Source organism: Flagellimonas lutaonensis (assembly GCF_000963865.1).
Taxonomy (GTDB): domain Bacteria; phylum Bacteroidota; class Bacteroidia; order Flavobacteriales; family Flavobacteriaceae; genus Flagellimonas_A; species Flagellimonas_A lutaonensis.
Window position 1 is genome coordinate 2,889,533 of the sequence record NZ_CP011071.1, and the last position, 23,020, is coordinate 2,912,552.

24 protein-coding genes are annotated in these 23,020 nt (G+C 44.8%); 10 read left to right on the forward strand and 14 right to left on the reverse strand.

Annotated elements, in window-relative coordinates; all coding sequences use genetic code 11:
- Positions 1-265 precede the first annotated feature (265 nt).
- From VC82_RS13335 to VC82_RS13345, 3 genes are all read right to left on the reverse strand, one after another.
- Positions 266-1,030: a TIGR02757 family protein gene (locus VC82_RS13335; protein WP_045802809.1), complete on the reverse strand. Its 765-nt coding sequence runs from the start codon at positions 1,028-1,030 to the stop codon at positions 266-268.
- Positions 1,027-1,485, reverse strand: a complete 459-nt coding sequence (locus VC82_RS13340; RefSeq protein ID WP_170218325.1) for a CPBP family intramembrane glutamic endopeptidase — start codon at positions 1,483-1,485, stop codon at positions 1,027-1,029. Before VC82_RS13340 ends, VC82_RS13335 begins: the two co-directional genes overlap by 4 nt.
- A gap of 98 nt (positions 1,486-1,583) precedes the next feature.
- Entirely contained in the window at positions 1,584-2,243 is a 660-nt protein-coding gene (locus VC82_RS13345; protein WP_045802810.1) for an ABC transporter ATP-binding protein, read from the reverse strand.
- A gap of 157 nt (positions 2,244-2,400) precedes the next feature.
- Here VC82_RS13345 and msrA point away from each other — a divergent pair, with 157 nt between their 5' ends.
- From msrA to VC82_RS13365, 4 genes are all read left to right on the forward strand, one after another.
- A complete protein-coding gene (msrA, locus tag VC82_RS13350; protein WP_045802811.1) occupies positions 2,401-2,964 on the forward strand; it encodes a peptide-methionine (S)-S-oxide reductase MsrA in 564 nt (187 codons plus the stop codon).
- A gap of 1 nt (position 2,965) precedes the next feature.
- Positions 2,966-3,565, forward strand: a complete 600-nt coding sequence (gene folE, locus VC82_RS13355) for a GTP cyclohydrolase I FolE (RefSeq protein WP_045802812.1) — start codon at positions 2,966-2,968, stop codon at positions 3,563-3,565.
- A 39-nt stretch (positions 3,566-3,604) separates the two neighbouring features.
- A complete protein-coding gene (locus VC82_RS13360; protein ID WP_045802813.1) occupies positions 3,605-3,883 on the forward strand; it encodes a hypothetical protein in 279 nt (92 codons plus the stop codon).
- Between the two features lie 128 nt (positions 3,884-4,011).
- On the forward strand, positions 4,012-4,500 hold the full coding sequence (locus VC82_RS13365; RefSeq protein ID WP_045802814.1) for a hypothetical protein: 489 nt from the start codon (positions 4,012-4,014) through the stop codon (positions 4,498-4,500).
- A gap of 79 nt (positions 4,501-4,579) precedes the next feature.
- Here the strand turns inward: VC82_RS13365 and VC82_RS13370 are convergent, their stop codons facing one another.
- Positions 4,580-4,987: a MerC domain-containing protein gene (locus tag VC82_RS13370; protein ID WP_045802815.1), complete on the reverse strand. Its 408-nt coding sequence runs from the start codon at positions 4,985-4,987 to the stop codon at positions 4,580-4,582.
- A gap of 93 nt (positions 4,988-5,080) precedes the next feature.
- On the opposite strand from VC82_RS13370, the gene VC82_RS13375 reads away from it, so the two are divergent.
- From VC82_RS13375 to VC82_RS13400, 6 genes are read left to right on the forward strand one after another with little or no spacing between them, the layout of a single operon-like run.
- On the forward strand, positions 5,081-5,707 hold the full coding sequence (locus tag VC82_RS13375) for an ABC transporter ATP-binding protein (protein WP_052699037.1): 627 nt from the start codon (positions 5,081-5,083) through the stop codon (positions 5,705-5,707).
- Positions 5,704-7,014 (forward strand): ABC transporter permease, encoded by a 1,311-nt coding sequence (locus VC82_RS13380; protein WP_045802817.1) that lies wholly within the window; start codon positions 5,704-5,706, stop codon positions 7,012-7,014. The genes VC82_RS13375 and VC82_RS13380 overlap by 4 nt, the downstream gene beginning before the upstream one ends.
- A gap of 28 nt (positions 7,015-7,042) precedes the next feature.
- Entirely contained in the window at positions 7,043-7,444 is a 402-nt protein-coding gene (locus VC82_RS13385; protein ID WP_245615907.1) for a hypothetical protein, read from the forward strand.
- Between the two features lie 4 nt (positions 7,445-7,448).
- A complete protein-coding gene (locus tag VC82_RS13390; RefSeq protein ID WP_045802819.1) occupies positions 7,449-7,886 on the forward strand; it encodes a hypothetical protein in 438 nt (145 codons plus the stop codon).
- A gap of 14 nt (positions 7,887-7,900) precedes the next feature.
- Complete coding sequence (locus VC82_RS13395; protein ID WP_045802820.1) at positions 7,901-8,305, forward strand: Fur family transcriptional regulator; 405 nt, start codon at positions 7,901-7,903, stop codon at positions 8,303-8,305.
- Positions 8,306-8,344: 39 nt separating this feature from the next.
- Positions 8,345-10,027: a PhoX family protein gene (locus VC82_RS13400; RefSeq protein WP_045802821.1), complete on the forward strand. Its 1,683-nt coding sequence runs from the start codon at positions 8,345-8,347 to the stop codon at positions 10,025-10,027.
- 13 nt (positions 10,028-10,040) lie between these two features.
- On the opposite strand, the gene VC82_RS13405 is transcribed toward VC82_RS13400, so the two are convergent.
- The 10 genes from VC82_RS13405 to VC82_RS13455 form a co-directional block, all read right to left on the reverse strand.
- Positions 10,041-10,634, reverse strand: coding sequence for a DinB family protein (locus tag VC82_RS13405; protein ID WP_045803456.1), 594 nt, complete (start codon positions 10,632-10,634; stop codon positions 10,041-10,043).
- Between the two features lie 22 nt (positions 10,635-10,656).
- Complete coding sequence (locus VC82_RS13410; protein ID WP_045802822.1) at positions 10,657-11,871, reverse strand: GTP-binding protein; 1,215 nt, start codon at positions 11,869-11,871, stop codon at positions 10,657-10,659.
- 44 nt (positions 11,872-11,915) lie between these two features.
- Positions 11,916-12,728, reverse strand: coding sequence for a hypothetical protein (locus VC82_RS13415; protein ID WP_245615909.1), 813 nt, complete (start codon positions 12,726-12,728; stop codon positions 11,916-11,918).
- A 44-nt stretch (positions 12,729-12,772) separates the two neighbouring features.
- The gene (locus VC82_RS13420) at positions 12,773-13,684 is read right to left on the reverse strand and encodes a DUF5829 family protein (RefSeq protein ID WP_157518115.1); all 912 of its coding nucleotides are present in this window, start codon (positions 13,682-13,684) and stop codon (positions 12,773-12,775) included.
- A gap of 37 nt (positions 13,685-13,721) precedes the next feature.
- Positions 13,722-15,932: a DUF5916 domain-containing protein gene (locus VC82_RS13425; protein WP_045802825.1), complete on the reverse strand. Its 2,211-nt coding sequence runs from the start codon at positions 15,930-15,932 to the stop codon at positions 13,722-13,724.
- Position 15,933: 1 nt separating this feature from the next.
- The gene (locus VC82_RS13430; RefSeq protein WP_045803457.1) at positions 15,934-17,364 is read right to left on the reverse strand and encodes a DUF3526 domain-containing protein; all 1,431 of its coding nucleotides are present in this window, start codon (positions 17,362-17,364) and stop codon (positions 15,934-15,936) included.
- Positions 17,365-17,366: 2 nt separating this feature from the next.
- On the reverse strand, positions 17,367-18,773 hold the full coding sequence (locus VC82_RS13435; protein ID WP_045802826.1) for an ABC transporter permease: 1,407 nt from the start codon (positions 18,771-18,773) through the stop codon (positions 17,367-17,369).
- A complete protein-coding gene (locus tag VC82_RS13440; RefSeq protein ID WP_045802827.1) occupies positions 18,770-19,486 on the reverse strand; it encodes an ABC transporter ATP-binding protein in 717 nt (238 codons plus the stop codon). Before VC82_RS13440 ends, VC82_RS13435 begins: the two co-directional genes overlap by 4 nt.
- 508 nt (positions 19,487-19,994) lie before the next feature.
- Positions 19,995-20,564, reverse strand: a complete 570-nt coding sequence (locus VC82_RS13450) for a hypothetical protein (RefSeq protein WP_045802829.1) — start codon at positions 20,562-20,564, stop codon at positions 19,995-19,997.
- A gap of 15 nt (positions 20,565-20,579) precedes the next feature.
- Positions 20,580-22,979: a TonB-dependent receptor gene (locus tag VC82_RS13455; protein ID WP_045802830.1), complete on the reverse strand. Its 2,400-nt coding sequence runs from the start codon at positions 22,977-22,979 to the stop codon at positions 20,580-20,582.
- Between the last annotated feature and the right edge of the window lie 41 nt (positions 22,980-23,020).

The following is a 23,020-nucleotide window of genomic DNA, read 5'->3' on the forward strand; positions in this document are numbered from 1 at the left end:
TGGATGTATTCACTCAATTTAGAAATTGATTTTCCGGTTACGGGTTGGCAGACTGCTATGCTATCGATTTTGAATCTGGAAGTACAGATTAGGTTCGTATTGCAGCGGCGAAAACTAATAAGATTGCTCTAATCGAGCAAGTAAATTTCCTACATTTCGTTGAACGGCATTTATGCTTTTGAAAATAAGTAAAAGACCTCCTTGATGCCTGCCAACAAATGAAATTGAAAGATGGCCTGAAACTGGCAATGACCTATCCGGGCTTCTAAAACTTCTCAAAAACACCTAGACCAAACAGGGCAAAGTCGTATTTCACAGGGTCTTGCAGGTCTAGCCTTCGCAGGTTGCTATCCAATTCTTCAAGTGCTTTGGCATCGTTCTGTTTCCGTTTGAGCAATTTGAGCTTTCGGGCCACGTTGCCCGAATGAACATCCAAGGGACACGACAGTTTACTTGGCCGAATGCCTTTCCATAGGCCAAAATCGACCCCTTTGTCGGCGGTGCGCACCATCCATCGTAAAAACATATTGATACGTTTGGCCGCGGAGCCTTTTTCTGGATTGGATATATGCTTCGTGGTGCGTTGGGCATGGGGCAACCTGAAAAAAAGCTCTTTAAACCTGCCAATGGCCGGTTGTAGCGATGTCTCGGTCTGATAGTCTGTGAAAATAGCTTCCAACCCTCCATGATGCTGGTAAACATATTGTAGCCCCTTCACAAAATAGCAGAGGTCATCACCGTTAAAGGTACGGTGTACAAAGGGTTTCAACCGTTCAAGGTCTCTTTGGGCGTGGTTGACCAAAAAGTCGTGGGGAGCGTTATCCATCAATTCCATCATGCGGGATGCATTGTTGATGATGCTCTTGCGATTGCCCCATGCAATTGTGGCGGTCAAAAATGCGCTGATCTCAATGTCTTCCTTTTTTGAATAGCGATGGGGTACCTGAAGGGGATCGCTCTCCAAAAACTGTGGATGCTCATACTGTTCAGCCTTTGCATCGAGAAAGTCTTTGAGTTCTGCTTTGGTCATTCAAACAATGGTTTGAAGGATTGCATTATGATAAAGGGGCCCAGTAAAATGGCGTTGAAACAGGCGTGCATCAGAATCGAATATCGAAGCCCCATCCTTATTCGGGTGTACCCCAGTAAGATACCTGTGAACAATTGTGGGGAAACAAGCAAAGGGGCCGCCCAGAGTGTTTCATTGTACTGCTCAAAATTGAACAGGTGTACGGCGCCGAACAGCACCACTGAAATATAGAACGCCCATGGAAAATATTTCGAATTTCTGAACCATATCAAGGGTCCCCGAAAAATGGCCTCCTCTACCAATGGGGCAAATATGACGACCAGAAAAAAGATATAGAGGGGCGGTTCATCAAAAAGTTCGCCCATCATATGTTCGCCAGGGTCAAATCCAGTGATGCTTTCAAAAATCCCCGTCACCATTCCCAAACAGAACGCAACCAACAGGTTTGTTCCCAACAAATTGACAAAGAGACGCTTACGTAATCTTGGCGGATACTTATATTGCTGATATCTTGTTTTTTTGGTAAACCGCCATATTTTTCGCAATAGGTCCATCATACGATCAATCCGTCGATCATGGTGAGTTTTCGGTCGGCCATATCGGCCAGTTCTTGGTTATGGGTGACTATTACAAAGGTCTGGCCAAATTCTTCGCGCAGTTGAAAGAACAGTTGATGAAGGTTGTCGGCACTTTCAGAATCGAGGTTGCCGCTGGGTTCATCGGCAAAAACAATGGAGGGATTGTTGATCAACGACCTTGCCACGGCCACACGCTGCTGTTCACCACCTGAAAGCTCGTTGGGCTTATGGTCATGGCGGTGCGAAAGACCCAGAAAATCAAGCAATTCTTTGGCGCGCTGTTCGGCCTTTGCCCTCGGGGTCTTTTTGATGAAAGCAGGAATACACACATTCTCAAGTGCCGTGAACTCGGGCAACAATTGGTGAAACTGAAAAATGAACCCGATATGGTCGTTTCGAAAACGCGCCATGCCCTTGTCATTTAATTTTAGCACATCGACATTGTTGATCTGCAATTGGCACTCTTTCTTGTTGGAGGGAAGGTCAAGGGTGCCCAAAATCTGCAGCAGGGTGGTCTTTCCGGCCCCTGATGGACCAACAATCGAGACAATCTCACCTTTTTTGATATCGATGTCGACCCCTTTTAGTACCTGCAGGTCGCCATAGTTTTTTTTGATGTTCGAGGCCTTGATCATAGCTCTGATGTTCGCTGTGTGAAAGTAATCATTCCCTTGCATTGCAAAAAATCAGCACGAAAATAAGTTTTGCACTATCTTTCCGACTACAAACTTTAACGAATAATTAGGGTGGCAGAGTTCCCTAATGGTTAAATTTGTTCAACTTTTATTTTAAATGGATAAACAAAATAAAGACTCTTTAGAGACAGCCATCTTTGCTGGGGGCTGTTTTTGGTGTACCGAAGCGGTTTTTCAACGGTTGCGTGGGGTAAAGGAAGTGGTTTCCGGATATACTGGCGGGCACATCAAAAATCCGGCCTATCGTGAGATTTGCACGGGTAGAACGGGCCACGCAGAGGCGATAAAGATTACTTTTGATCCAAGTGAGATAACGTTTCGCGAATTGATGGAAGTATTTTTTGCCACCCACGACCCGACCCAATTGAACCGACAGGGCAATGATGTGGGCACCCAGTACCGAAGTGAAATATTTTATACTTCAGAAAAACAAAAAGACGAGGCCGAGGCCTTTATAAACCAATTGGAAAAAGAAAATGTTTTTGGTGCGTCGATAGTAACGGCCGTTTCGCAAGAGAAACCTTTTTATGTGGCCGAAGAAGACCATCAGAATTTTTATAACGAACACCGTTCGCAACCTTATTGTCAATTCATCATCGACCCCAAGATCAAGAAATTGACTTCGACATTTGCAGATAAACTCAATACAGTTAAAAGTTGATATGGCACCATACCAGAATTTAGAGGAATATAACATCAAGATCACCAACGAGGTAAAGGAACGGTTTTCAAAAATCATCGATGAAATAGGGGAGGATGTCAACCGTGAGGGACTGGTAAAAACGCCTGAACGGGCGGCCAAGGCCATGCTTTTCTTGACCCAGGGGTACCGCCAAGATGCGGCGGCCATTCTAAAAAGTGCCATGTTCAAAGAATCGTACAACGAAATGGTGATCGTAAAAGACATTGAAATCTACTCGCTTTGTGAACACCACATGTTGCCTTTTTTTGGCAAGGCGCACATTGCCTACATACCCAATGGCCATATCGTCGGGCTCAGCAAACTGCCGCGTATCGTTGATGTGTTCGCCAGACGATTGCAGGTGCAAGAACGGTTGACCGAGCAAATTCTCGACTGCATCAATGATACCTTGAAACCACAAGGTGTGGCGGTGGTCATAGAGGCCGCGCATATGTGTATGATGATGCGCGGTGTGCAAAAACAGAATTCCGTTACGACAACCTCTGGCTTTCGGGGATCTTTCAAGAACGAAGAAACGCGCAACGAATTTCTAAAACTGATCAGTTCAGATCTTTCGTAGTTGTTTTTTTGGTACGCTACTATTTTCTAAATTTCCAAAATGGGCGAAAAGAACGATAAGAAGTATCAAAAGCTCTTACTGAGTATATTGTTGGACGGCATAGGAATGCTATCGTTCGTGGTTCCGTTTATCGGTGATTTTTCCGATGTGATCTGGGCCCCCATCGCCGGATGGCTGATGACGCGCTTGTACAAAGGAAAAGTGGGGCAGGCAGCAGGAATCATTACGTTCATAGAGGAGCTGATTCCCGGGTTGGATGTGGTGCCTACCTTTACCTTGACTTGGATTTATACCTATCTGTTTAAAAAGGGTAACTAACCCCTTATTGATGCCCATTACCATTTCAATTCGATTTATGGGCAAATCGATCAAAAATAGTTCTATATCAGCAAACACAAATGCTGACTTAGCATACCTTATAAAATGAACATTTAAAACAACATGGTATGAGAAAGTTAGGTTATATAGTATTGTCCATCCTTCTATTGGTAGGTTGTGACAACCAAAAAAAAGAACTGGCAGCACAATTTGACAAATTGCAACAACAGCATGACAGCATTTCGCAAGTGCATGCTGATTTTAAGGCAACCCACGCCCAGATGTCAGAGAAACATCAAGAATTCAAATCTAACATGGAGGCAATGCAAGCACAAGATTCAAGCCTTATGGAAGACATTGCCAAGCACGAAGCCATTCTAAAGAAACATGATGCTCTTTTAAAGGGCGATGATGAAATCATCGAAGCGCACCAAGAACTCAAAAAAGGATTTGGTGAGAAGTCGGCTGCAGAGATGCAGGCCCAAATCACTGAAATGATCGATACCCATAAAAAATTGATGGAAGAGCAAAGTGAAATGGAAAAAAAGCATGAAATGATGCAAAAAGAGCATGAGGCAATTCTCGCAAAACTTGATAGTGCCGATACTTTTGAATAACAATCGGTTAAATTAACTTAAAAGAGCCGCTAGTAATAGATAATTTATGGCATAGCGGCATTTATTATTCAAAAAGCATCTATTTTTCGATACAACTGGCATCGTTCTGGCAATGGCAATACTTACGATTATAAAGGTGAAGTAAGACAAGTGCAACAGTAGGGGCGTATATGGCCTGCTCAGCAATTGGTAACCAAGAAAATTTCTCGTTGCCCACGATTAGGGCCAAAACCACCCAGCTCACCCAAAGCGCGTTTCGCATCCACTTTTTTGAGGTCATTTTGCCCGACCACCATACGGCGGCAAAGGAAATGCCCAAAAACACGATATCGAGAAGACCCCACCACAGCGGATGGCTGTGACCATGCTCGACCAATCCGGCCTGTACCACGAACAGAAATGGGGTGGCTACACAATGAACTAGGCAAAGTGCGCCCGCGACTGCTCCGATTAAATCAGATTTTGAATGTACTAGCAGGGTATTCATGTTTTTTTAAAATTTTCTAGATAAAGCGCAAAAATAGGTTAAAATTTTTAAATGCAACCTAGTTGCATTTACATTTATTTATATTTTTGTGCAATGATCAAAACAACTGATTTAAATTTTGAATACCCGGAGGGCCAATCCTTTGCTTTCCCTGATATCGTTCTAAATTCCAAAGAACATTTACTTGTTTTAGGGCCCTCAGGTGTTGGCAAGACCACTTTGTTGCATTTGTTGTCGGGAATATTGCCAGCATCAAGGGGAACCATATCCATTGATGGGGTTGAAATAACTTCCCTTGGCCGAAAGGCCTTAGATAAATTTAGGGGGGCTAGCATCGGACTCATTTTTCAGCAGTATCATTATGTCAGGTCATTGAACGTTGAAGAAAATTTAAGGTTGCGGCAGCATTTTCCAAAGAAGCTAGTGGAAAAAGAGCGTAGAATTGCCATAGCAGAACGATTGGGACTGGCTGACCATCTAACAAAGAAGGTAGCGCACTTGAGCCATGGGCAACAGCAGCGCTTGGCCATTGCGCTAGGATTGATACATCGACCGAAAGTTGTTTTTGCCGACGAGCCGACCTCTAATTTAGATGATTCAAATTGTGAACAGGTTTTGGGCCTTTTACTGGAAGAGGCCAACTTGTGTGGAAGCAGCCTTGTAATTATTACCCATGACCAAAGGGTGACACAACATTTTTCAAACCAAATGAAGCTATGAACCTAGGATATTTGGCATATCGAAACATGGTTTCAAAACCACTGAACTTGGTTTTGAGTCTGTTGCTTTTGGTTTTGAGCATATCGTTGGTCACTTTTATACTGCAACTCACCAAGCAATTGAATGGGCAACTAGACAAGAACATTGCGCCCGTTGATATGGTTATAGGTGCCAAGGGAAGCCCGTTGCAGTTGGTACTGTCCTCGGTTTTACATATTGATGCCCCAACCGGCAATATCAAGTTGCATGAAGCGGAGCGGATCGAAAAACATCCATTTGTGCAATCGGCTATACCGGTTTCTTACGGAGACAATTACAAGGGGTACCGTATTTTGGGTACAGAGTTGACCTATTTTGAAAGTTATCAGGCCACTTTGGCAGAGGGAAGTTTTTTTGAACGGTCTTTTGAAGTGGTTGTCGGTAGCAACGTGGCCAAAAAGTTGGGACTTAAAATAGGTGACAAGATAACCAGCTCACATGGTTTGGCGGCTGCCAATGCCGAAGCACATGATGAGCATCCCTATACCGTTGTGGGCCTATTGGAGCCAACAGGAACAGTGGTTGACCACTTATTGGTCTGCAATTTGGAAAGTATTTGGGATGCCCATGCGCACGAAGATGGGGAACATGATGAAACGCAAGATCATGAAGAGGAAACACATGAACATCATGAAGACAGTCATGGCGATGAGGCCCATAATCACAACCATGAAGGTGAGGAACATACCGACGATGGGGAAGCCCACGAGCATGGTGACGATGAACTTGAGATAACATCACTGTTGGTCAAATTTAAAAGTCCATTGGGGCTGGTACAAATGCCCCGTTTTATCAATGAAAACACCAACATGCAGGCATCCCTGCCCGGATTCGAAATACAGCGCCTTATGGGCTTATTGGGCTCTGGGGCAAAGACTATCAACGGTATTGCCCTTGCCATTTTATTGGTTTCAGGTTTCAGCATTTTCATCAGCCTACTAAAGACCATTCGCGAAAGACGACCAGAACTGGCCCTGCTTCGCACCTATGGCTTGGGCACGGCAAAGCTACTGTACTTGGTATTGCTTGAAGGCTTATTGTTGGCCTTCTTTGGGTTCGTCCTCGGGTGGTTATTGGGCCGTTTGGCCTTGGTGATGGCTTCAAGGTATATTGAAGCCGGATATGGATACCTCTTAAAGATAAATGGCCCCAATCTTTTGGAGGTGCTATTGATGGGGGCAACTTTGTTCATTGCCGTTATTGCGGTTTTTTTGGCTTCCACATCCATCTTTAAACTCAATATATCTAAAACATTGTCCGATGCATAAATTATTTCTTTTTATAACTTGCCTTATTATGGGTCAAGTTATTTTTGCCCAGTCGAGATTGACTTGGGAAGATTTTGCTGATGTCAATTTCGAACCCGTATATAACAAAAAGTACGATGTACATTTTTTGATGCCCAAGTTTGGAGAGAAGATACAATCCTATAGGGGCAAAAAGATTAGCATCACCGGCTATTTCTTGGATATTTCAGGAACCGGCGAAGTTTTCTTGGTATCCCAAAACCCTATGGCCTCCTGTTTTTTCTGCGGAGCTGCTGGGCCAGAGACCATTATAGAGGTCGATTTCAAGGAAAAGCCCCCGTTCAGAACAGACCAGGTTGTGACTGTTACCGGTGTGCTAGAACTAAATAGAAATGATGTTGACCATTGTAATTATATCTTAAAAGAGGCCACGGGCCAACTGGTAAACTAAAAGTATGCGTTTTTGTCTATTGATAGTGCTGTTTTTAATGGCAACGAATGCCAAGACCCAGACCTTGCTGAGTTGGTCTGATCTTTCAAAAGGCATTTCATTTCAAGCACAATCAACGGAAGACCCTTTTTTCGGATTCACCAAGGCCCAGTTTTCTCAAAAAATAGCTGAATTAGAGGGCAAAGAGGTCATTCTAACGGGTTATTTTCTAGTGTTGGATGGCAATCAATCTATATATATGCTTTCGAAGAATCCGATGGCCTCGTGCTTTTTTTGTGGTAATGGAGGCCCAGAAACGGTAGTAGGGCTCGAGTTTTCAGACAAGCCACTGTTCAAAATGGATGCTTTGTTGTCGGTAAAAGGTGTTTTACGCTTAAACCAGAACGACCCCAACCAATATTATTATCGTATTGAAAAGGCAGATGCCATGCGTCTTGACTAGCAAAAAGAGACACTATGAACAATCAGCAAGCAGCACATCTGTTGCAGCAAAAGGGTTTAAAAAGAACAAAGCTGAGAGTGGCTTTGCTCCAACATTTTGTCAAAACGCCACATGCACAGTCCTATGCCGATGTAAAAGAGGCCTTGTCAGTGGCAACAGATAAATCGACCTTATACCGAAATCTGACTGCTTTTGAAGAAGCGGGGCTGATCCACAGTATCAACGACCATTCAGGTATCGGCAAATATGCATTTGGGCAGTTGCCCGTAAAAGGTGACGAACATGCCCACTTCGTCTGTGAAAGCTGTGAAACTGTGTATTGTGTAGACGGGCTGTTACCGGCACAACCGAAGCTTCCGAGAGGATTTCAAACAAAACAGGTGCAGACCATCATCAAGGGTATCTGTGCCAACTGCTGAAAAACGCGTATTGGTATTTGGTAAAAATAAAAGGTAATCATGGCATATAATCGTAGAAAATTTATCAGTTTTTTGGGTAAGGCCAGTGCGGGAACTGTCATTATTCCACCTTTTTTGGCGGGCTGCGGTAATTTGGCCACCCCAACTGAAAAGAGCTTGAAGTCGAATGGGCAAGCGTTGGATAGGCTAAGACAATTGACCATCGAGGGACTTTCACCATCAAACAAAGATGACCTGCTGTTGGCCAAAGGGATGGACTATCACGTGATTGTCCGGTGGAGCGATAAAATCAGTGAGAACGACGAATTTGGTTTCAACAACGATTTTACCTGTTTTATTCCCTTTGACGATGACAATCCTACCGATGGCCTATTGTGGGTCAACCATGAATATGTCAACCCGCTGTTCGTTTCCGGGTTTGATCGCCACAAATACGAAAATCCCAATGCACACCGAACCAAGGAACAGGTAGATCAAGAAATGTACCATGTCGGGGGCAGTATTGTACGTATAAAGCAGACCAATGGAAGATGGGAAATCGTAAAAAACGACCCACATAACCGTCGAATCACGGCCAAGACACCCATTGCCCTCAATTGGGACCACCCCATCAAAGGGGCCACCACGGTCATCGGTACCCACAGCAATTGTTCGGGCGGAATCACCCCTTGGAAGACCTTTTTAAGCTGTGAGGAGAATTACGATAGTTTTTTCGGGGAAACCGTTTATGATCAAGATGGCCGACCCGCACACCGCGATAGTTCACAGGGGTGGGAAAAATTTTATGATTATCCACCGGAGCATTACGGTTGGGTGGTCGAGGTGGACCCCAAGGACGGTTCGGCCCAAAAGCATATTGCCCTGGGCAGGTTTGCCCATGAATGTTGTACGCTCTACGAACTGAAGGACAAACGAGTGGTCGCCTATACAGGTGATGATAAAAACAACGAGCATCTGTACAAATTCGTATCGACCAAACCGGGTTCTTTAAAAGAAGGTACACTCTACGTGGCCGATACTGTCAACGGGAAATGGTTATCGCTTGATTGGGAAAGCCAACCCAAATTGAAGGAACGTTTTAAGGATCAGACCGAAGTGTTGGTGCGAACCAGGGAAGCGGCCAAGATTTTGGGGGCGACCGAACTGAATCGCCCCGAAGACATTGAGATTGACCCCATAACAGGAAACATTTTCGTGTCTTTGACCAATAATTATGAAAAAAGAGATTTCCACGGATCAATTTTGAAAATCGAAGAGACCGATGGCCAATATGATGCCTTGACTTTTAAGGCCTCAACCTATATGGCAGGGGGCGAGAAAAATGGCTTTTCCTGCCCCGATAACCTCGCCTTTGACATGGCCGGGAATCTATGGATTACCTCCGATATGTCGGGCAGCAAGATGAATAAGGAAGACGGGGCCTATATGCCGTTCAAGAACAACAGTCTTTTTGTGGTGCCCCGCCATGGAAAAGACGAGGGCAAGGTCATTCGTCTGGCTTCGGCCCCCAATGATGCCGAGCTTACCGGCCCATGGTTTTCCCCCGATGGAAAAACCCTGTTTTTGAGTGTACAGCATCCCGGAGAGCAGACTTCCGATCTCAAGAATCCGACCAGTACCTGGCCCTTTGATGCAGATGGCATTCCGAAGCCGGCGGTAGTGGCCATTACGGGTGATTTGATTGAAAAGATGAACAAACTGCATCTACTAGAAAAGGCTTAAATCTAGATAAATCTTACCATCCATAGTATCCTTTGGGTACAACCCCCTTCAAGCGCAAATAAACCACACATTGCCCACGGTGATGGATGATATGGTTTTCCATGGCATAGAACAAACGCCAAATAGGAATGGTTTCCCCGGCAAATTCGCAATCAGATAGCAGCTTTTCATTTGATAATTCAGAAATCGATTTGCGAACATGGGCATACATATTCTTTAGTTCCTTGATGACATCCTCTTTGGGCATCTGTACTGGAAGTTTCACGTTTTCATACGGATTTTCAATTCCCGCTCGGTCCGCCAATTGTCCACAAGTGTAGATAACACAATGCCGCCATTGTTCGGAAAAACTCATGGCTTCTGGGGTATATTTAAAAGTAAACAGCTCGGGGGGCATCTGTTCGACATTTGTCAGCGTCATTTCTTCCGATCTTACCCATGCCGCAATCAGTTCCTCTTTTAGTTTAGCAGGTATTTTCTCCTCTTTATCAGAGCTGACAACAGCATTTGCTAAGGATGCTTTTTCTTTTTTATCCTGCCAATGACATCCCCAAAATGGTAAGATGCTAAATCCTAAAAGGTTCCGAACGAATTGTGTTCTTTTCATTACAATGTCTCGTTCATTTCGATTACTCATGGGCATAGGCACGTGCAACAGGCCAATCGTCGTTTTTGTCAAACTGCCCCTTTTCCCATTGAACAAGTTCGGATTGGGTAAGCAGGCAGTCGTCCAGCTGCTGGGTTACTTTATCCACATCGATGTTCTGCCCAATAAATACCAATTCGATTTTACGGTCGCCAAAAGTAACGTCCCATTCTGCTTCAATCATTTTTTGATTGTTGACAAAAGAGGCGTAACTGATTCTTTCGCTGAATGGCATCGAGGCCCACCAGACACCGGCAGGGTCGGTTTTCAGCGATCCTCCGGCCGAACTCCAGATAAGGGCCTGATCGGGCCGTGAGGCCAACCAAAACAGGCCTTTGCTACGAATAATGTTTGGTGGAAATTGCTGTTGGGCAAACACCAAAAATCGCTGTGGATGAAAGGGTTTACGCCTTCTGTACACAAAAGAGCCGATTCCATATTCCTCGGTTTCGGGGATGTGTTCATTTTCAAGCTCCTGGATCCATCCAGCAGAGGTTTCCGCTTCCTCAAAATCAAACAATCCCGTATCGATTACCTCGTTCAATGGTACTTTGGAGTTTTGGGTTGGGAGTATTCGCGCTTTGGGATTTAGCTTATGTATAATATCATATAGATTCCGTAGTTCCGCTTCGGTGACCAAATCGACCTTGTTCAACAAAATCACGTTTGCAAACTCCACTTGATCGGTCAACAGATTGACAATGGTTCGGTCATCACCCTCAATATTCGTAAGATCCCTGTCGGTCAAATACTGAGGACTCGAAAAATCCCTTAGAAAATTATAGGCATCGACCACGGTGACCATGGTATCCACATAACTGAATCGGCTCAAATCGATTTGCCCGTCTTCACTGGCAAAACTAAAGGTTTGCGCTACGGGAATGGGTTCGGAAATTCCGGTACTCTCGATGATCAGATAATCGAAGCGTTGTTGCTTGGCCAGTTTTTCGACCTCGACCATCAGGTCTTCCCTTAAGGTGCAACAGATACAGCCATTGGACATTTCCACGAGTTTTTCCTCGGTTCGGGAGAGCGTGTTCTCGTTTTCAACAAGTAGTGCATCGACATTGACCTCGCTCATATCATTGACAATGACGGCTACCTTAAGCCCCTCTTTGTTATGCAGAATATGGTTCAGCAAAGTGGTTTTTCCAGCTCCGAGAAAGCCGCTCAACACCGTTACAGGTAATTTTTTCATTGATGATTTTTTAATGGATTTGATTTCTTATTCGGAAACAGCCTTTACGGTTTTAATGTGACCGTTCTTACGACTTTATTGAACGGCCCTGGAATCAGGTTGCCCTCGCGATCCAACAACTCCAACTGTATGGTCACTTCGCCCATCGGCAACCCGGTCATGATATAGGGCGCCCATTCGGCGATTATAAATTCCTCTCCGTTGATAGTGGCCCGTACTTTATCCCCATCTTCTGAAAGTGTGGTATTGAGCACAAAAAAGTCCAACAAAACATTTTTTGTGTCCGCCCCTGAATATTCCCCTTTGGGCCGGCTATAGATTAGGGTAGGGGCCTCCATGTCCAACCCAAGGGTATCCTCTGCGTTCGGCCCGACCTCAAGTTTTCTGACCACGACGGAATTTTCGTTTTTCACCGACTCGTGGTACGAACGGCTCAAAAAGGCCACTAAATGGTGTACGCCATCAGGAATTTCCTTTTTGAAGGTAGGCTCGTAATGCGCTGAATACGGCTGGTTGTTCAAGATAAAATGGATGTGCTGCCCCTTGCCTGAATTGGCCAGCAGTTCTACATTGGGGCCTTCGGTCTGTGTGCCCAACTCATAGTTATTGACCGCGAAAGCAAAATCAACCTCGCCTCCCTGGGCAATTTTACCGCTATCGGGATTTTCCAAAACCAAGGAAGCATTTTCGTAGGCAGGCGAGCCCTGCAACTTCTCTAAGGTAATCGAATTAGGTTTTTCCTCCATGGTTTCGACTTCCGAAACCGTTTCGTTGTCGGCGTCTTTTTTCTGTTGCTTGCAGGAAGTGATCGCCAAAGCCAAGAACATGATTGTAGCAAATACTTTTGATGTGTTCATTTTCATTTTTTTAGTTTTTAGTGTTTATCAATTATTTTTTAAGATTAATCTTCGTATAGGTTTTCCAAATTCCAAATCGATTCGGTGCCCTTGTTGGTAATCGTAAGATTGCCAAGTTGCGTGACGCTGGTATCCACGGCGTTCAAAACACATCGAATATGGGTGATACGGCTAAATTTGATACTGTTCGAAGGTGTGATCGTAATGATGACATCACCACTGGCGATGGTCAGAGTTTTATCGTTCTTTTCCCATAACGCGCATCCTAGATGCCGCATTTCTTGAGCAATACGTTCGTAGTCTTTTGGTGTACAGGTCATTTCGATGGATCGTATGCCCTGAAAAAGCTGTTTCTTGCTGTATGAATTTTTTAAAAATTCCTCTCGAGAGTATTCATGATGTTCCGTTTGGTGTAGACTATCCAAAAAAGCGGGATTGTAGAATGCGTACCAAGTTTGCAACGCGGTGCCTTCACTGGGGGTATAAAATGCCTTGAACCAAGTTGCGCTATTTTTTCCAAATGGCATATGCACTGTTTCAGACATACTGAGATAAGGGGTGCCGGGCCGCTTCAATTTGGGCGTAACACCCAAATGAAAATACTCTCCTTTATTGCGTAGTGAAAAACCGATACCACTTTTGCCAATGGGCTCACCGTACGTGTTCTGCGGACCCAATATTTCAATGTAATGTTTATGTCCTCGTAAATAACATGTAGATGTAGTGCCGTTCAATGGCTTAAAATCAGGAAGCCCAATATCTAGGGAGGCATAGTTATTTTTAAAATTTCGGTTTGTTGTCAGCCTCGCATAGGTTAGGCTATCCACAACAATATATAAATGGTCCAGTAAAACCTTTGACACATCATGCCCAAAGACCATATCGATACGTTCCCGGTCAATTTGGGAAGGGTCGTATTTTTTCGATGCCTTCCTTTGACAACAAATTAGCAGCATGGCCATTAAAGTGAATGTGAGAGACCGGCCCATCATATCAGAACTGCTTTAAAAAGGTTATCTTACTGATAAACTGTGTACTTTGCTGCACTGGATCAAAGATGTTGGTCTGCGTATCGTTGAACACGAGATATATGAAAGACAACGGCATATATTCCCAACTGAAACGCACGTTCCAACGGCCCTGTTCATCAAAACTATTGTATTGGTAAAAGGTTGATAACTGCACCCTCGGATTCAATGCCAATCGTAAACTTCCCGTGTACAGATCGGTATCTAGGTTTTCCTGTGCGATTCCGACCCCGTTGATATTGTTGTTCTCGTAGTTAGCAGTAAAAGCAATATGGGGTATGGGGGCGTAGCGCAAGCCAGCTGTCAAAGAGTTTCTAACACCATTGTAAAAATTACCAAAGTCATATCGAATCGACCCTGAAAACTTTTTTGATCGGTCAGAATTATAGCGCAGCGTATAACGGGTATAACTGTAATCGCCCTGCTCGATTTCCAATCCCAATGGAGCGAAATTAAAATTGATGTTCTGCCACGTAGGGGTAAGGGAGGCCTCTAGAAAACTGTTGTCCTTGAACCAAGTGTAGATAGGGAAAATGTATATGCTGGCCTGTTGAAAATTTCCAAAATTCTCAAAGTCATGGTAGTAGTTGAAGAACACTCCGGGATCCCACCTGCGAACAAAGGGCAACGCCTTGGGCCTCAAAATAGCGTACCCGCCCGGGCTGTGGTACATCACGTCTTTTTGGCGTACAAAACCCATATCTGGTGCATAGGCCGCATTTACAAAATTATTGAGGTAACCCAAGTAATACTTGTTCGTTGTATTACCAATAAAAAATTGTCCGGCATATCCGGCTTCATCTGTTTCACTATCGATTGAAGCGGACAGTAAATAGGTTATAGATAGTTCACTTTTGGGCCGAATCAGCCCATCAACTGAAACCGTTGTGTTATTTTGACTAGAGAGGCCCAGTTCATCAAATGAATCATCCCTGCGATACGTGACCATGGCACCTATATTGTTTTCTTTGCCGTAGTTATGGGTGTACCGAGCAACGCCAAATGTGGCACTCGGGCTATCATCGGTCTCCCGTTGGCGAACGGCGAGGGCAGCTATGGTGCGCTTCTCATTTCTATCGGTGTATCGGGCTCCGGCATCCAATGGGGCAGGTGCTGCATTAAAAGTGTTTGAAAGGCCAATGGTACGACTGAAAAAGGGGCGGACAAAGGAGCTATTGCTTCCTGCCCAAATACCGGAATTCTCCAAAAAGAACTGTCGCCTTTCCGGAAAAAAGATGTTGAACCGCTCCAAGTTATTGACAGCTTGATCTACATCTGCTTGTGCAAAATCGGTATTGATGGTCAAATCAAGCACTGCATTGGGGCTGATGGCCCATTTGACATCTCCTCCGATTTTTGGGTTGTTCAATTTATCGGCCAAAACGTTTCCCTCTCGACTTTCATCATATTGGTACAGCGTATAGGGTTCGATACGGATGTTGGCAGAAGGAGGCGGCACTTCCAAACCCGTAAGCTTGGCCGCATAGGTCATACGATTCTCTGAGAATGACTGAGGTATGGCCGGAAAGACTGTCTTTTCATAGTCCTTACGGGCCAATCTAAAAAATGTGATGCCCCATTCCACCGGAACCCCATCTTCAGGTTTATCGTATCGAATGGATTTAAAGGGAATCGCAAATTCAGCATAGTACCCATGATCGGTACGTTGGGTGCGAACGCGCCATAGTGCGTTCCAGTCTTCATCCCGGTTATTATCATTGAAATTTTGGACGTCTTGTTGGTTTCCATAAGGGGTGGTTTGAAAGGAAATGGCATATTGTTTGGTATTCTGTGCGTCGATTTGAATACCGAAAACATCGTTTTCAAGGCCATTGAAATCCCTGCTCAAATCCTGCATACGAATGCCTTTCTTGCCCATGGAATCGCGAGCGAAGACTCCGAAATAGATATTTTTATCATCAAATAGAATGCGTACCTCTGTGGGGTTTTTGATTTTTCCACCCTGCACCGGCTCTACTCGAAAGAAATCGGTAATGGGCTCGGCCTTGTCCCAGTCGGTTTCATCCAATCGCCCATCTACCATGATTGCACCGCTTGCTTTAGAAGCCTTAATGGTTATCGGTTTTTCAGGAGGGGGAAAGTTGTCGGTTTCCTTTTCTTGGGCGAAAAGAGATAGACAGACCATGAAAAGGATCACCGTTAGAATCTTTTTCATATCATCCCTGATTTAAAATACCGATTTTTTCGAGGTCTTTTGAAACCAAAAGCCCTATACCCAACAAACCGGTGGAAATCACCAAAAGAATAAGGATAGCCGACCATTGTGATTGTGTTCTTTTGTTAAATGTGAAATTTGGAAGATTAGGGTAATCAGCTTTTGAAAAATTTTGGTTGTTGTACAGGAAAGGCATAAAATGTTTTCGCCATTCTTCTGCAAAACCCACAACCTGTTTTCTATAACTTTCATAATCTTTCGTAGACGTGCCCGCCATTTGGTTCATGGATTCTTGGGCAATGATCGCTGGGGAGAGCCACTTAAACCTCCCGATCCAATCTTGTTGGTTCTGAAGTTGTTCTTCGTATGAATTCACAACGGGGGCCAATTCTTTTTTGACCAATTGCTGTGAAGCGATGTAGCCGTGCCAGAAACTTCTTTTTTGAGTAGAATCGTTAATGGCATATTCTGGGTGGTCACGTAAGAAGTTGTCCAATATTTCATCTTGTTTCTTGGTAATATCCGCCTTTAGGGAGCGCATTTCGTTTAACATCAAGGTGCGTGAAGGCATGGGATAGAGCGTATTGCCCAATTGGTTGAGCACCGAGGGCACCAACAGTACAAAGATCACCCATAGCCCCAGTAGTGCCACTGCGTTTTTGGCTGAACTGCCCACCCAAAGGTTGACCAAGAAGGCCAGGGCAAACCAGAAGAGCATATAGGCAAGCGTTAGGCCCAACAAAGTGAAGAACATACCAATATGGGCTATTGGGTTCGCTCCAACAGCAAAAAAAATGATAATCAATATGGCAATGACCGAGACCGAAAGCCAAAAAAATCGTAACCCTAGTTTCTGTAGTACCCAATTTTGTATTCCGATGGGCTGTGCCGCTAACAGACGCAATGAGCCACTTTCCTTTTCAGAAGAGAGCACATTGTATGAAAAGGCTATGATGAGCAGTGGCAATAGGTAAACAATGACGAAGGCCAAGTCAAAACTGCCGAACAATAGCTGTACCGGACTGGTCATTTCTGTGAAGTTGAGGGTAAAGTCATCACCTGATACGGTGGGCTTTACATAATGGGTGAACAGGTCGGCTTGCCCTGTTGAGATAAATGCCAAAGGTTGGGGCTCCATAGCCGCCACTCGCGGATGGTAATTGCCCACTGCCATGGGGCTGGAGGGAATTGTCCAAGGTGATGCGCTTACCTTTAGCCCGCGTTCCACTGAATCCAGTAGTTTGAGCATCATGGCATCATTCTGCTTGACCTCTTCTTGGGCGGCAGTGATATCAGCCTTTCGTTTGGCTACTTTTTCTTTGCCGTTGAAGGCCGAAAACCCGAAAAGTAGTAACAGTATTACACTCAATAATTGTATCCATCGGCTTCGCAACAGCAGCCTTAACTCGTATTTAAAATTGTATGATAGCATGGTCATAGGGTTTTAACATTGAACAACAATAGCCCGAAAGAGGCAAACAGCCAGATACCCAATATCATCAGGTTCGAACTGTTTCTTGAAAGAGTGGAATTCAATTCGGGCGGATCGTATTCGAAGGCGGGCAAATCTTTCCACACACTTGCATCAGCCTTATAGCTCCAATCACCATATGATGAGTTTTCGGCAAAATTGTCGTTCAAAAACTTTTGGGTGGCAATGCGATACTCCTCTGCCGCATCGGCAAAATCCCAATGTGTGGCATAATCGGTATGGGCGATGGCCATACTTAAAAAACGCGTGGGCAGATAGGGTGATATAGCGGCTAGACTTCGATATACCTTAGACTGGTTGTTATATTGGTCTTTTAGGTAGTTGTAGTGCTTAAAGTACACTTCTGCTTGGTGCTCCTCTCCCTTTTGCATGCGATAGCCATCAAAATTGAAGGGCAATTGGTGAAGGCTATCAACACCATACTCCTTGAGCACCTTTTCTTCCAACAACTTGGCTTCTTTGCTCCAAGGATTATGGCCATCGAGCCCCTCTTTTTTATCCTTGAGTATATTGGCCGCAAATTCTTGGCGGGTGGGGTAAGGGTGTTTTGATTCAGCAATGTTGCTTGCTGCCTTGGGCGCGGCCAAACAGGCAATAATCCACACACAGAGCGATACCACCAGCGAAATGCCTGACTTTTTTGTTCGCGCAGAGATAAACAGCACGATATTGATGAAAATGATATAGTAACCAATATACACCAAGAACATTGCCAAGAGTGAGCTCCAATTGAACACTCCAAAATCATCAAGGTTGCTCAATAACAATCCGGCCAATAAAAATAAGGTTGTCGTTATGATAAAGATGGGCAAGAAAAGGGCCGCCCACTTTCCTGACAGCCATTTCCAGTTGGAGATTCCTTGGCTTTTCAATAGGGTCAACGTTCCCATTTCCCGTTCTTTTGTAAAGCTGTTGTATCCTAATAGAATAATAAGCAAAGGGATGATGAACAATAAGATGAAATCTGGTGTTAAATCTCCGAAACGGGCCACTCCCGTTTGGTCTGCAGCCGCACTGAACTGTGCCTCGTTGCGATTGTGCGCCTCCAAGAATATAGAGGTGCCCACGTATTTGTCCACGCCTTGGTCCACTAATGACAACGGATATTTCGGCTTAAAGGCATAGGTGCCATAATGCGCCGCGGAATGTGGATTTTTTTCGCCTTGGTTATCCCAAACAGCACGTTCTGCAGTTTTTGCCGCCGCATATTGCTCGTTTACATTTTGGTATTGTCTGCTACTGATCCATATGGCCATTCCCATGAGCAATAACACAATGAGAAAGGAGATGCGAACCCGGCCTTCACGCAGCAGCTCTTTGGTTTCCTTTATAAACGTCTTTGAAATCATACGGCTAACTCTTTATAATCCACTGTGTTGAGGTATGCCTTCTCTAGCTGTGAGAGGGTAATGTCATCAGCAACGAACTGTTGTTTTAATTGGCCGTCTTTCATGATGCCAATTTGGGTGGCTACTTCTTTGGCCCGAAAGATGTCGTGGGTGGCCATCAAGGTCGCCACACCCTTGGTCCGTAATTTTTGAAGCAACAGCCCGAATTCATTGCTGGCCTTTGGGTCTAACCCCGACGTTGGTTCGTCTAACAACAGTACCTTGGCATCTTTTGCCAAGGCAATAGCAATGCCAACCTTTTGGCGCATCCCTTTGGAGAAAGTTGAGATACGCTTGTTGAACGCTTCAGACTGCAAACCGGATTCTTCAAGGACTCCCTTTAAATCTGAGGTGCTGAGCTTTTTGCCTGCTATTCCCGAGAAATAATCTAAATTTTCAATGGCGGTGAGGTTTGGATACAGCATCAGGTTTTCAGGTATATAGGCTAAAAACCTTTTAGTGGCTCTGGCATTTTCCTGTACGTTCAATTGGTTGATGAAGGCGCTGCCGGAAGTGGGCTGAATAAAACCAAGCAATAGATTGATAGTGGTAGTTTTACCGGCACCGTTGGCACCGAGCAAGCAGTAAATCTCCCCCTCTTTTACATGGAGGTTCAGGTGATCCAAAGCGGTTTGGGCACCATATTTTTTTGTAAGGTTATCGGTAATGATCATAACGAAGTATCTAATAATTATAGTGTCATAAGTTCATTTTACAACCAGAACTTTGGGTGTAAAATGTTGAATGTCAAAGTACGCTGTGGGTGTTTTCGTGAAACAGCTCAAAGCTTTTAACAAAACGGGACAAAGGGAGGGGCCCTAAGAAGATAGATTGTGCCGACCTTTGACCTGAATACCAAAACCTTTTTTAATATGGTTACGGTGGTAACGGTATGGGCCACTAATGGGGTAGCAAAAACCCAGAAAAAAAGTGTTTGCCCCAACAATTTAGCACATAGTTCGCAGTTGAAGGATGTTTTGTCGATTAGGGTTTCGGGAGATTTATGCCCGATGGGGAAATCAGATTCATGATGGGTAAAGACATGAAGGGCATGATATGACAACTGAAACAGTAGTATCGTTGTCAACAAAATTGCAAACCGCTTTTTTGTCTTATAAATCCGCATGGTTAAAGAGGGAGCGGATAAAATCCGCTCCCATTCATATTGGACTTGTATGTTGGTTATGGGGCAATATCCAAAATATTCAAACTGAATGTCTGTGTAATATCGGTTTCGCCACCAGCATCGGCCAAGGTGCCGTCATTTGGCTTTTTGGGTTCGTGACGAAGCGTAATCGCCAGAGAGCCTGAACTGGCATCTCCAGTGGTCAACGTAAACTGCGTGCCCAGCGGATTGCCGTCACCATCAAAATTGCCATATTCTATAGTAGCGTCAAGACCGCCGCCCACTACAAAAAAGAATTGGTGCTCGTCATCTTCTTCCTCTACCTCTTCGGTAATGTTTTCAGGAGGGGTTTCGGTCTCGTTCAACAATACAATGGCACCACCATAGGTGGTATTGGCCGCCAAGTCTCCTGAAACGGTAACTTCTGGAGGGTTTGGTCCATCACCGTCCAAATCTCTTGTCTGTAATGTAATGTTTGTGCCTCCGCCCGCAGGCACAAGTGTCACGGTCATGGTGGTGATCACTTCTTCTTCATTGATTGGGTCAGGGTTTTCATCATCATCTGAACATCCTGTGAATAGAAGTCCTGCCAAGGCAAACATTGATAAAAATTTGATTGTTTTCATGATATAGAATTAGTGTTAATAATTAAACTTTACTTGTACTATTATGTTTCGGCCCAAATCGTCGGCAAAAAAGCGCTGACGGTTTAGGTAGTCTCTGTAATTTGTATCCAATAGGTTGTTCACCGTAAGCGATGTGGTCATTTTGGTTTTCTGGCCCAACGGAAATTCCATTTTGGTAAACAGTCCCAACAAGTGGTAGGCATCTGGCGGGGTGTTTATTTCCAATAGAACATCTTCTTGCTGTTCTGGAGAAAAGACCGTAATGTTCGGCGGAAATTCGTTTTGCCTGAACACATAATCACTGCGCAAAGACAGTTCAAAATTTTTCCATTCGGGCCTTGAATAGGTCAGCCTGTTCCGCAGACTGGCACTCGGTATGTTGATGAGCGCTTGGTCACTTTCGGTATCGTTGCCCTTTACGAGTGAAAATCGGTGGTCGGTCTGCCAACGCTCGGCCCAATCTACATAGGCTGAGGCATCAACCCCTAAAATACGGGCATTGGTCTGTCGGTAGCTCCACACGGGAAAAGCACCCCGGATAGTCAATTCGACCCCAGATGGCTCCAATAAAATGAAGTCTGTGAGAAAATTGGCATGGGGCTCCAATGTGTACCCCCAGTTTTTTAATTGGCGTTCGTATGACAGCGAAAATTTATGAGATGTTTCGCTGCCAATGCGCAAATCGCCCAATTCGATACGGGCCGCAGAGTGGTGCAGGCCATCGCTGAAAATCTCTGAGGGATTGGGCGCACGTTGCGCCAATGCATAATTAAAACGGAACGTTCGGTTGTTGTCTTTGGAAAACTGGATGCCGGCCGTAGCAGAAACGTTGCTGAAATCGAAAACAGGATTGGTCAACAGTTTTGTGCCCAGGTCATCGATAATAAATTGGGGAAAATCCACATCGTAACCCCGTTCTTCCCAACGAGAGGTTTGGTAGAATTTTTTTGCATCGATGCGGGAAAAATCATAACGAATACCTGCATCAAGCTTCCAATATCCGTTCAGGCGATATTCTGAAATCAAAAATCCACCGAAATCAAACTTTTCGTAATCAGGAATCAAACGGCGTACACCCGTGTCAGGATTTGCAAAATTGTCTTGATAGCGGCCCATAAGTCCAGCATGTAGCTGAAAATCTCGATTGGCATCCCATTTAAAGTCGGTATTCAGTGTATGGGTGGTCAATTCAAGGTCTATGGAGGGTTTATCGCGGTCATCGCCAACCCGAACATCGAACTCAAATCTTCGGTTGTTCTGAAAATCGTACTGAAAGGTCCATTTGCCCATTCCTTCAAAACGCTTGTAGAGTTCGAATTTGCCCAAGTGATGGGCTACTTTTTGCCTCGGGTTTTGCAAGTCATAGGTAAACGGCCCAATGATTTCGGGCTGGCCGCTATTGATGCTACGAATCAAATCATCAACATTGCCGATGTGCGAGGCACGTAGAATGGCAATTTCAGCATCATAATACGAATAGCGGGTATTGAACCCCCACTCGAAAAGATTTTTTCCGGCTTCTAACGAGGCGCCAATTTCTTGTATGCCGGTGTTTGACAGCATATAATCGGGAGCCTCTTGGTCGCCCAGGCGTTTATAAGAACCCTGGCCCTTGACATACCAGCCATTTTCGTAGATCCGAGACAATTCTGATGTAACGGCACCACCCCTGCCGTTTGATATTCCGTTGACCAACGTTTTGCCGAACAGGGTGTCTTTCATGAAAATTCTTCGTGGTTCCATTATGATGGTGCCCCCGATTGCATCGCCACCGTACTGTAGCGCAGAAGCCCCTTTGACCACGGTAATGGAACCTGCGGCATTGATGTCGATATTGGGTGCATGCTCGGCACCCCATTCCATATCTTGCATGCGCACTCCGTCGTTGAGCACCAACACACGGCTGCCGTTGAGCCCATGAATGATCGGTTTAACGATGTTGGCCCCCGTGTTCAAGCTTGATACCCCTCCGACTTCCTTTAGTGCCTCACCAAGACTGCCACCACTGTATTGCTCCAATGTTGACAAGGCGAGCGAAGCTTCTTGTGCAGAATTGGTCTGGTCGTAAAGGGCATCGCCGATGACCTTGACCTCTTGGAGCTCTTCCAAATGGTGTTCCAATTTGATGTCGTAGGTAGTGTCACCATCAATTTGCAAGGGTATGAAGAGCGTAGAGCATTCGGGGTGCGATACTTCCAACTCATAGCTACCCTCACAAAGGCCAGCAATTGTATAGCGGCCGTTAGCATCGGACATGGTGGCGATATTTTCATCGAGAACAATTATTGTGGCACCCATAAGAGGTGTCTTATCGTGAAAATCGATTACCTTGCCGGTCAGAATATTTTGGCACTCTTGCGCCCCTACAGCATATGTAACACCAATGCAAAGCATGGCGAAAAACAATGATTTCATAAAGTTTAAAATGTTTTATCCCTTGTTCGGGTCAAAGATCA

Coding starts and splice junctions, on each gene's coding strand:
- VC82_RS13425 (WP_045802825.1), bottom strand. CDS start 15,932: ATGAAAAAGATTCTAACGGTGATCCTTTTCATGGTCTGTCTATCTCTT.
- VC82_RS13365 (WP_045802814.1), top strand. CDS start 4,012: ATGAGAAAGTTAGGTTATATAGTATTGTCCATCCTTCTATTGGTAGGT.
- VC82_RS13370 (WP_045802815.1), bottom strand. CDS start 4,987: ATGAATACCCTGCTAGTACATTCAAAATCTGATTTAATCGGAGCAGTC.
- VC82_RS13410 (WP_045802822.1), bottom strand. CDS start 11,871: ATGAAAAAATTACCTGTAACGGTGTTGAGCGGCTTTCTCGGAGCTGGA.
- VC82_RS13395 (WP_045802820.1), top strand. CDS start 7,901: ATGAACAATCAGCAAGCAGCACATCTGTTGCAGCAAAAGGGTTTAAAA.
- VC82_RS13375 (WP_052699037.1), top strand. CDS start 5,081: ATGATCAAAACAACTGATTTAAATTTTGAATACCCGGAGGGCCAATCC.
- VC82_RS13390 (WP_045802819.1), top strand. CDS start 7,449: ATGCGTTTTTGTCTATTGATAGTGCTGTTTTTAATGGCAACGAATGCC.
- folE (WP_045802812.1), top strand. CDS start 2,966: ATGGCACCATACCAGAATTTAGAGGAATATAACATCAAGATCACCAAC.
- VC82_RS13345 (WP_045802810.1), bottom strand. CDS start 2,243: ATGATCAAGGCCTCGAACATCAAAAAAAACTATGGCGACCTGCAGGTA.
- VC82_RS13400 (WP_045802821.1), top strand. CDS start 8,345: ATGGCATATAATCGTAGAAAATTTATCAGTTTTTTGGGTAAGGCCAGT.
- VC82_RS13450 (WP_045802829.1), bottom strand. CDS start 20,564: ATGAAAACAATCAAATTTTTATCAATGTTTGCCTTGGCAGGACTTCTA.
- VC82_RS13430 (WP_045803457.1), bottom strand. CDS start 17,364: ATGCTATCATACAATTTTAAATACGAGTTAAGGCTGCTGTTGCGAAGC.
- VC82_RS13380 (WP_045802817.1), top strand. CDS start 5,704: ATGAACCTAGGATATTTGGCATATCGAAACATGGTTTCAAAACCACTG.
- VC82_RS13405 (WP_045803456.1), bottom strand. CDS start 10,634: ATGAAAAGAACACAATTCGTTCGGAACCTTTTAGGATTTAGCATCTTA.
- VC82_RS13415 (WP_245615909.1), bottom strand. CDS start 12,728: ATGAACACATCAAAAGTATTTGCTACAATCATGTTCTTGGCTTTGGCG.
- msrA (WP_045802811.1), top strand. CDS start 2,401: ATGGATAAACAAAATAAAGACTCTTTAGAGACAGCCATCTTTGCTGGG.
- VC82_RS13335 (WP_045802809.1), bottom strand. CDS start 1,030: ATGACCAAAGCAGAACTCAAAGACTTTCTCGATGCAAAGGCTGAACAG.
- VC82_RS13435 (WP_045802826.1), bottom strand. CDS start 18,773: ATGATTTCAAAGACGTTTATAAAGGAAACCAAAGAGCTGCTGCGTGAA.
- VC82_RS13420 (WP_157518115.1), bottom strand. CDS start 13,684: ATGCTGCTAATTTGTTGTCAAAGGAAGGCATCGAAAAAATACGACCCT.
- VC82_RS13455 (WP_045802830.1), bottom strand. CDS start 22,979: ATGAAATCATTGTTTTTCGCCATGCTTTGCATTGGTGTTACATATGCT.
- VC82_RS13360 (WP_045802813.1), top strand. CDS start 3,605: ATGGGCGAAAAGAACGATAAGAAGTATCAAAAGCTCTTACTGAGTATA.
- VC82_RS13385 (WP_245615907.1), top strand. CDS start 7,043: ATGGGTCAAGTTATTTTTGCCCAGTCGAGATTGACTTGGGAAGATTTT.
- VC82_RS13440 (WP_045802827.1), bottom strand. CDS start 19,486: ATGATCATTACCGATAACCTTACAAAAAAATATGGTGCCCAAACCGCT.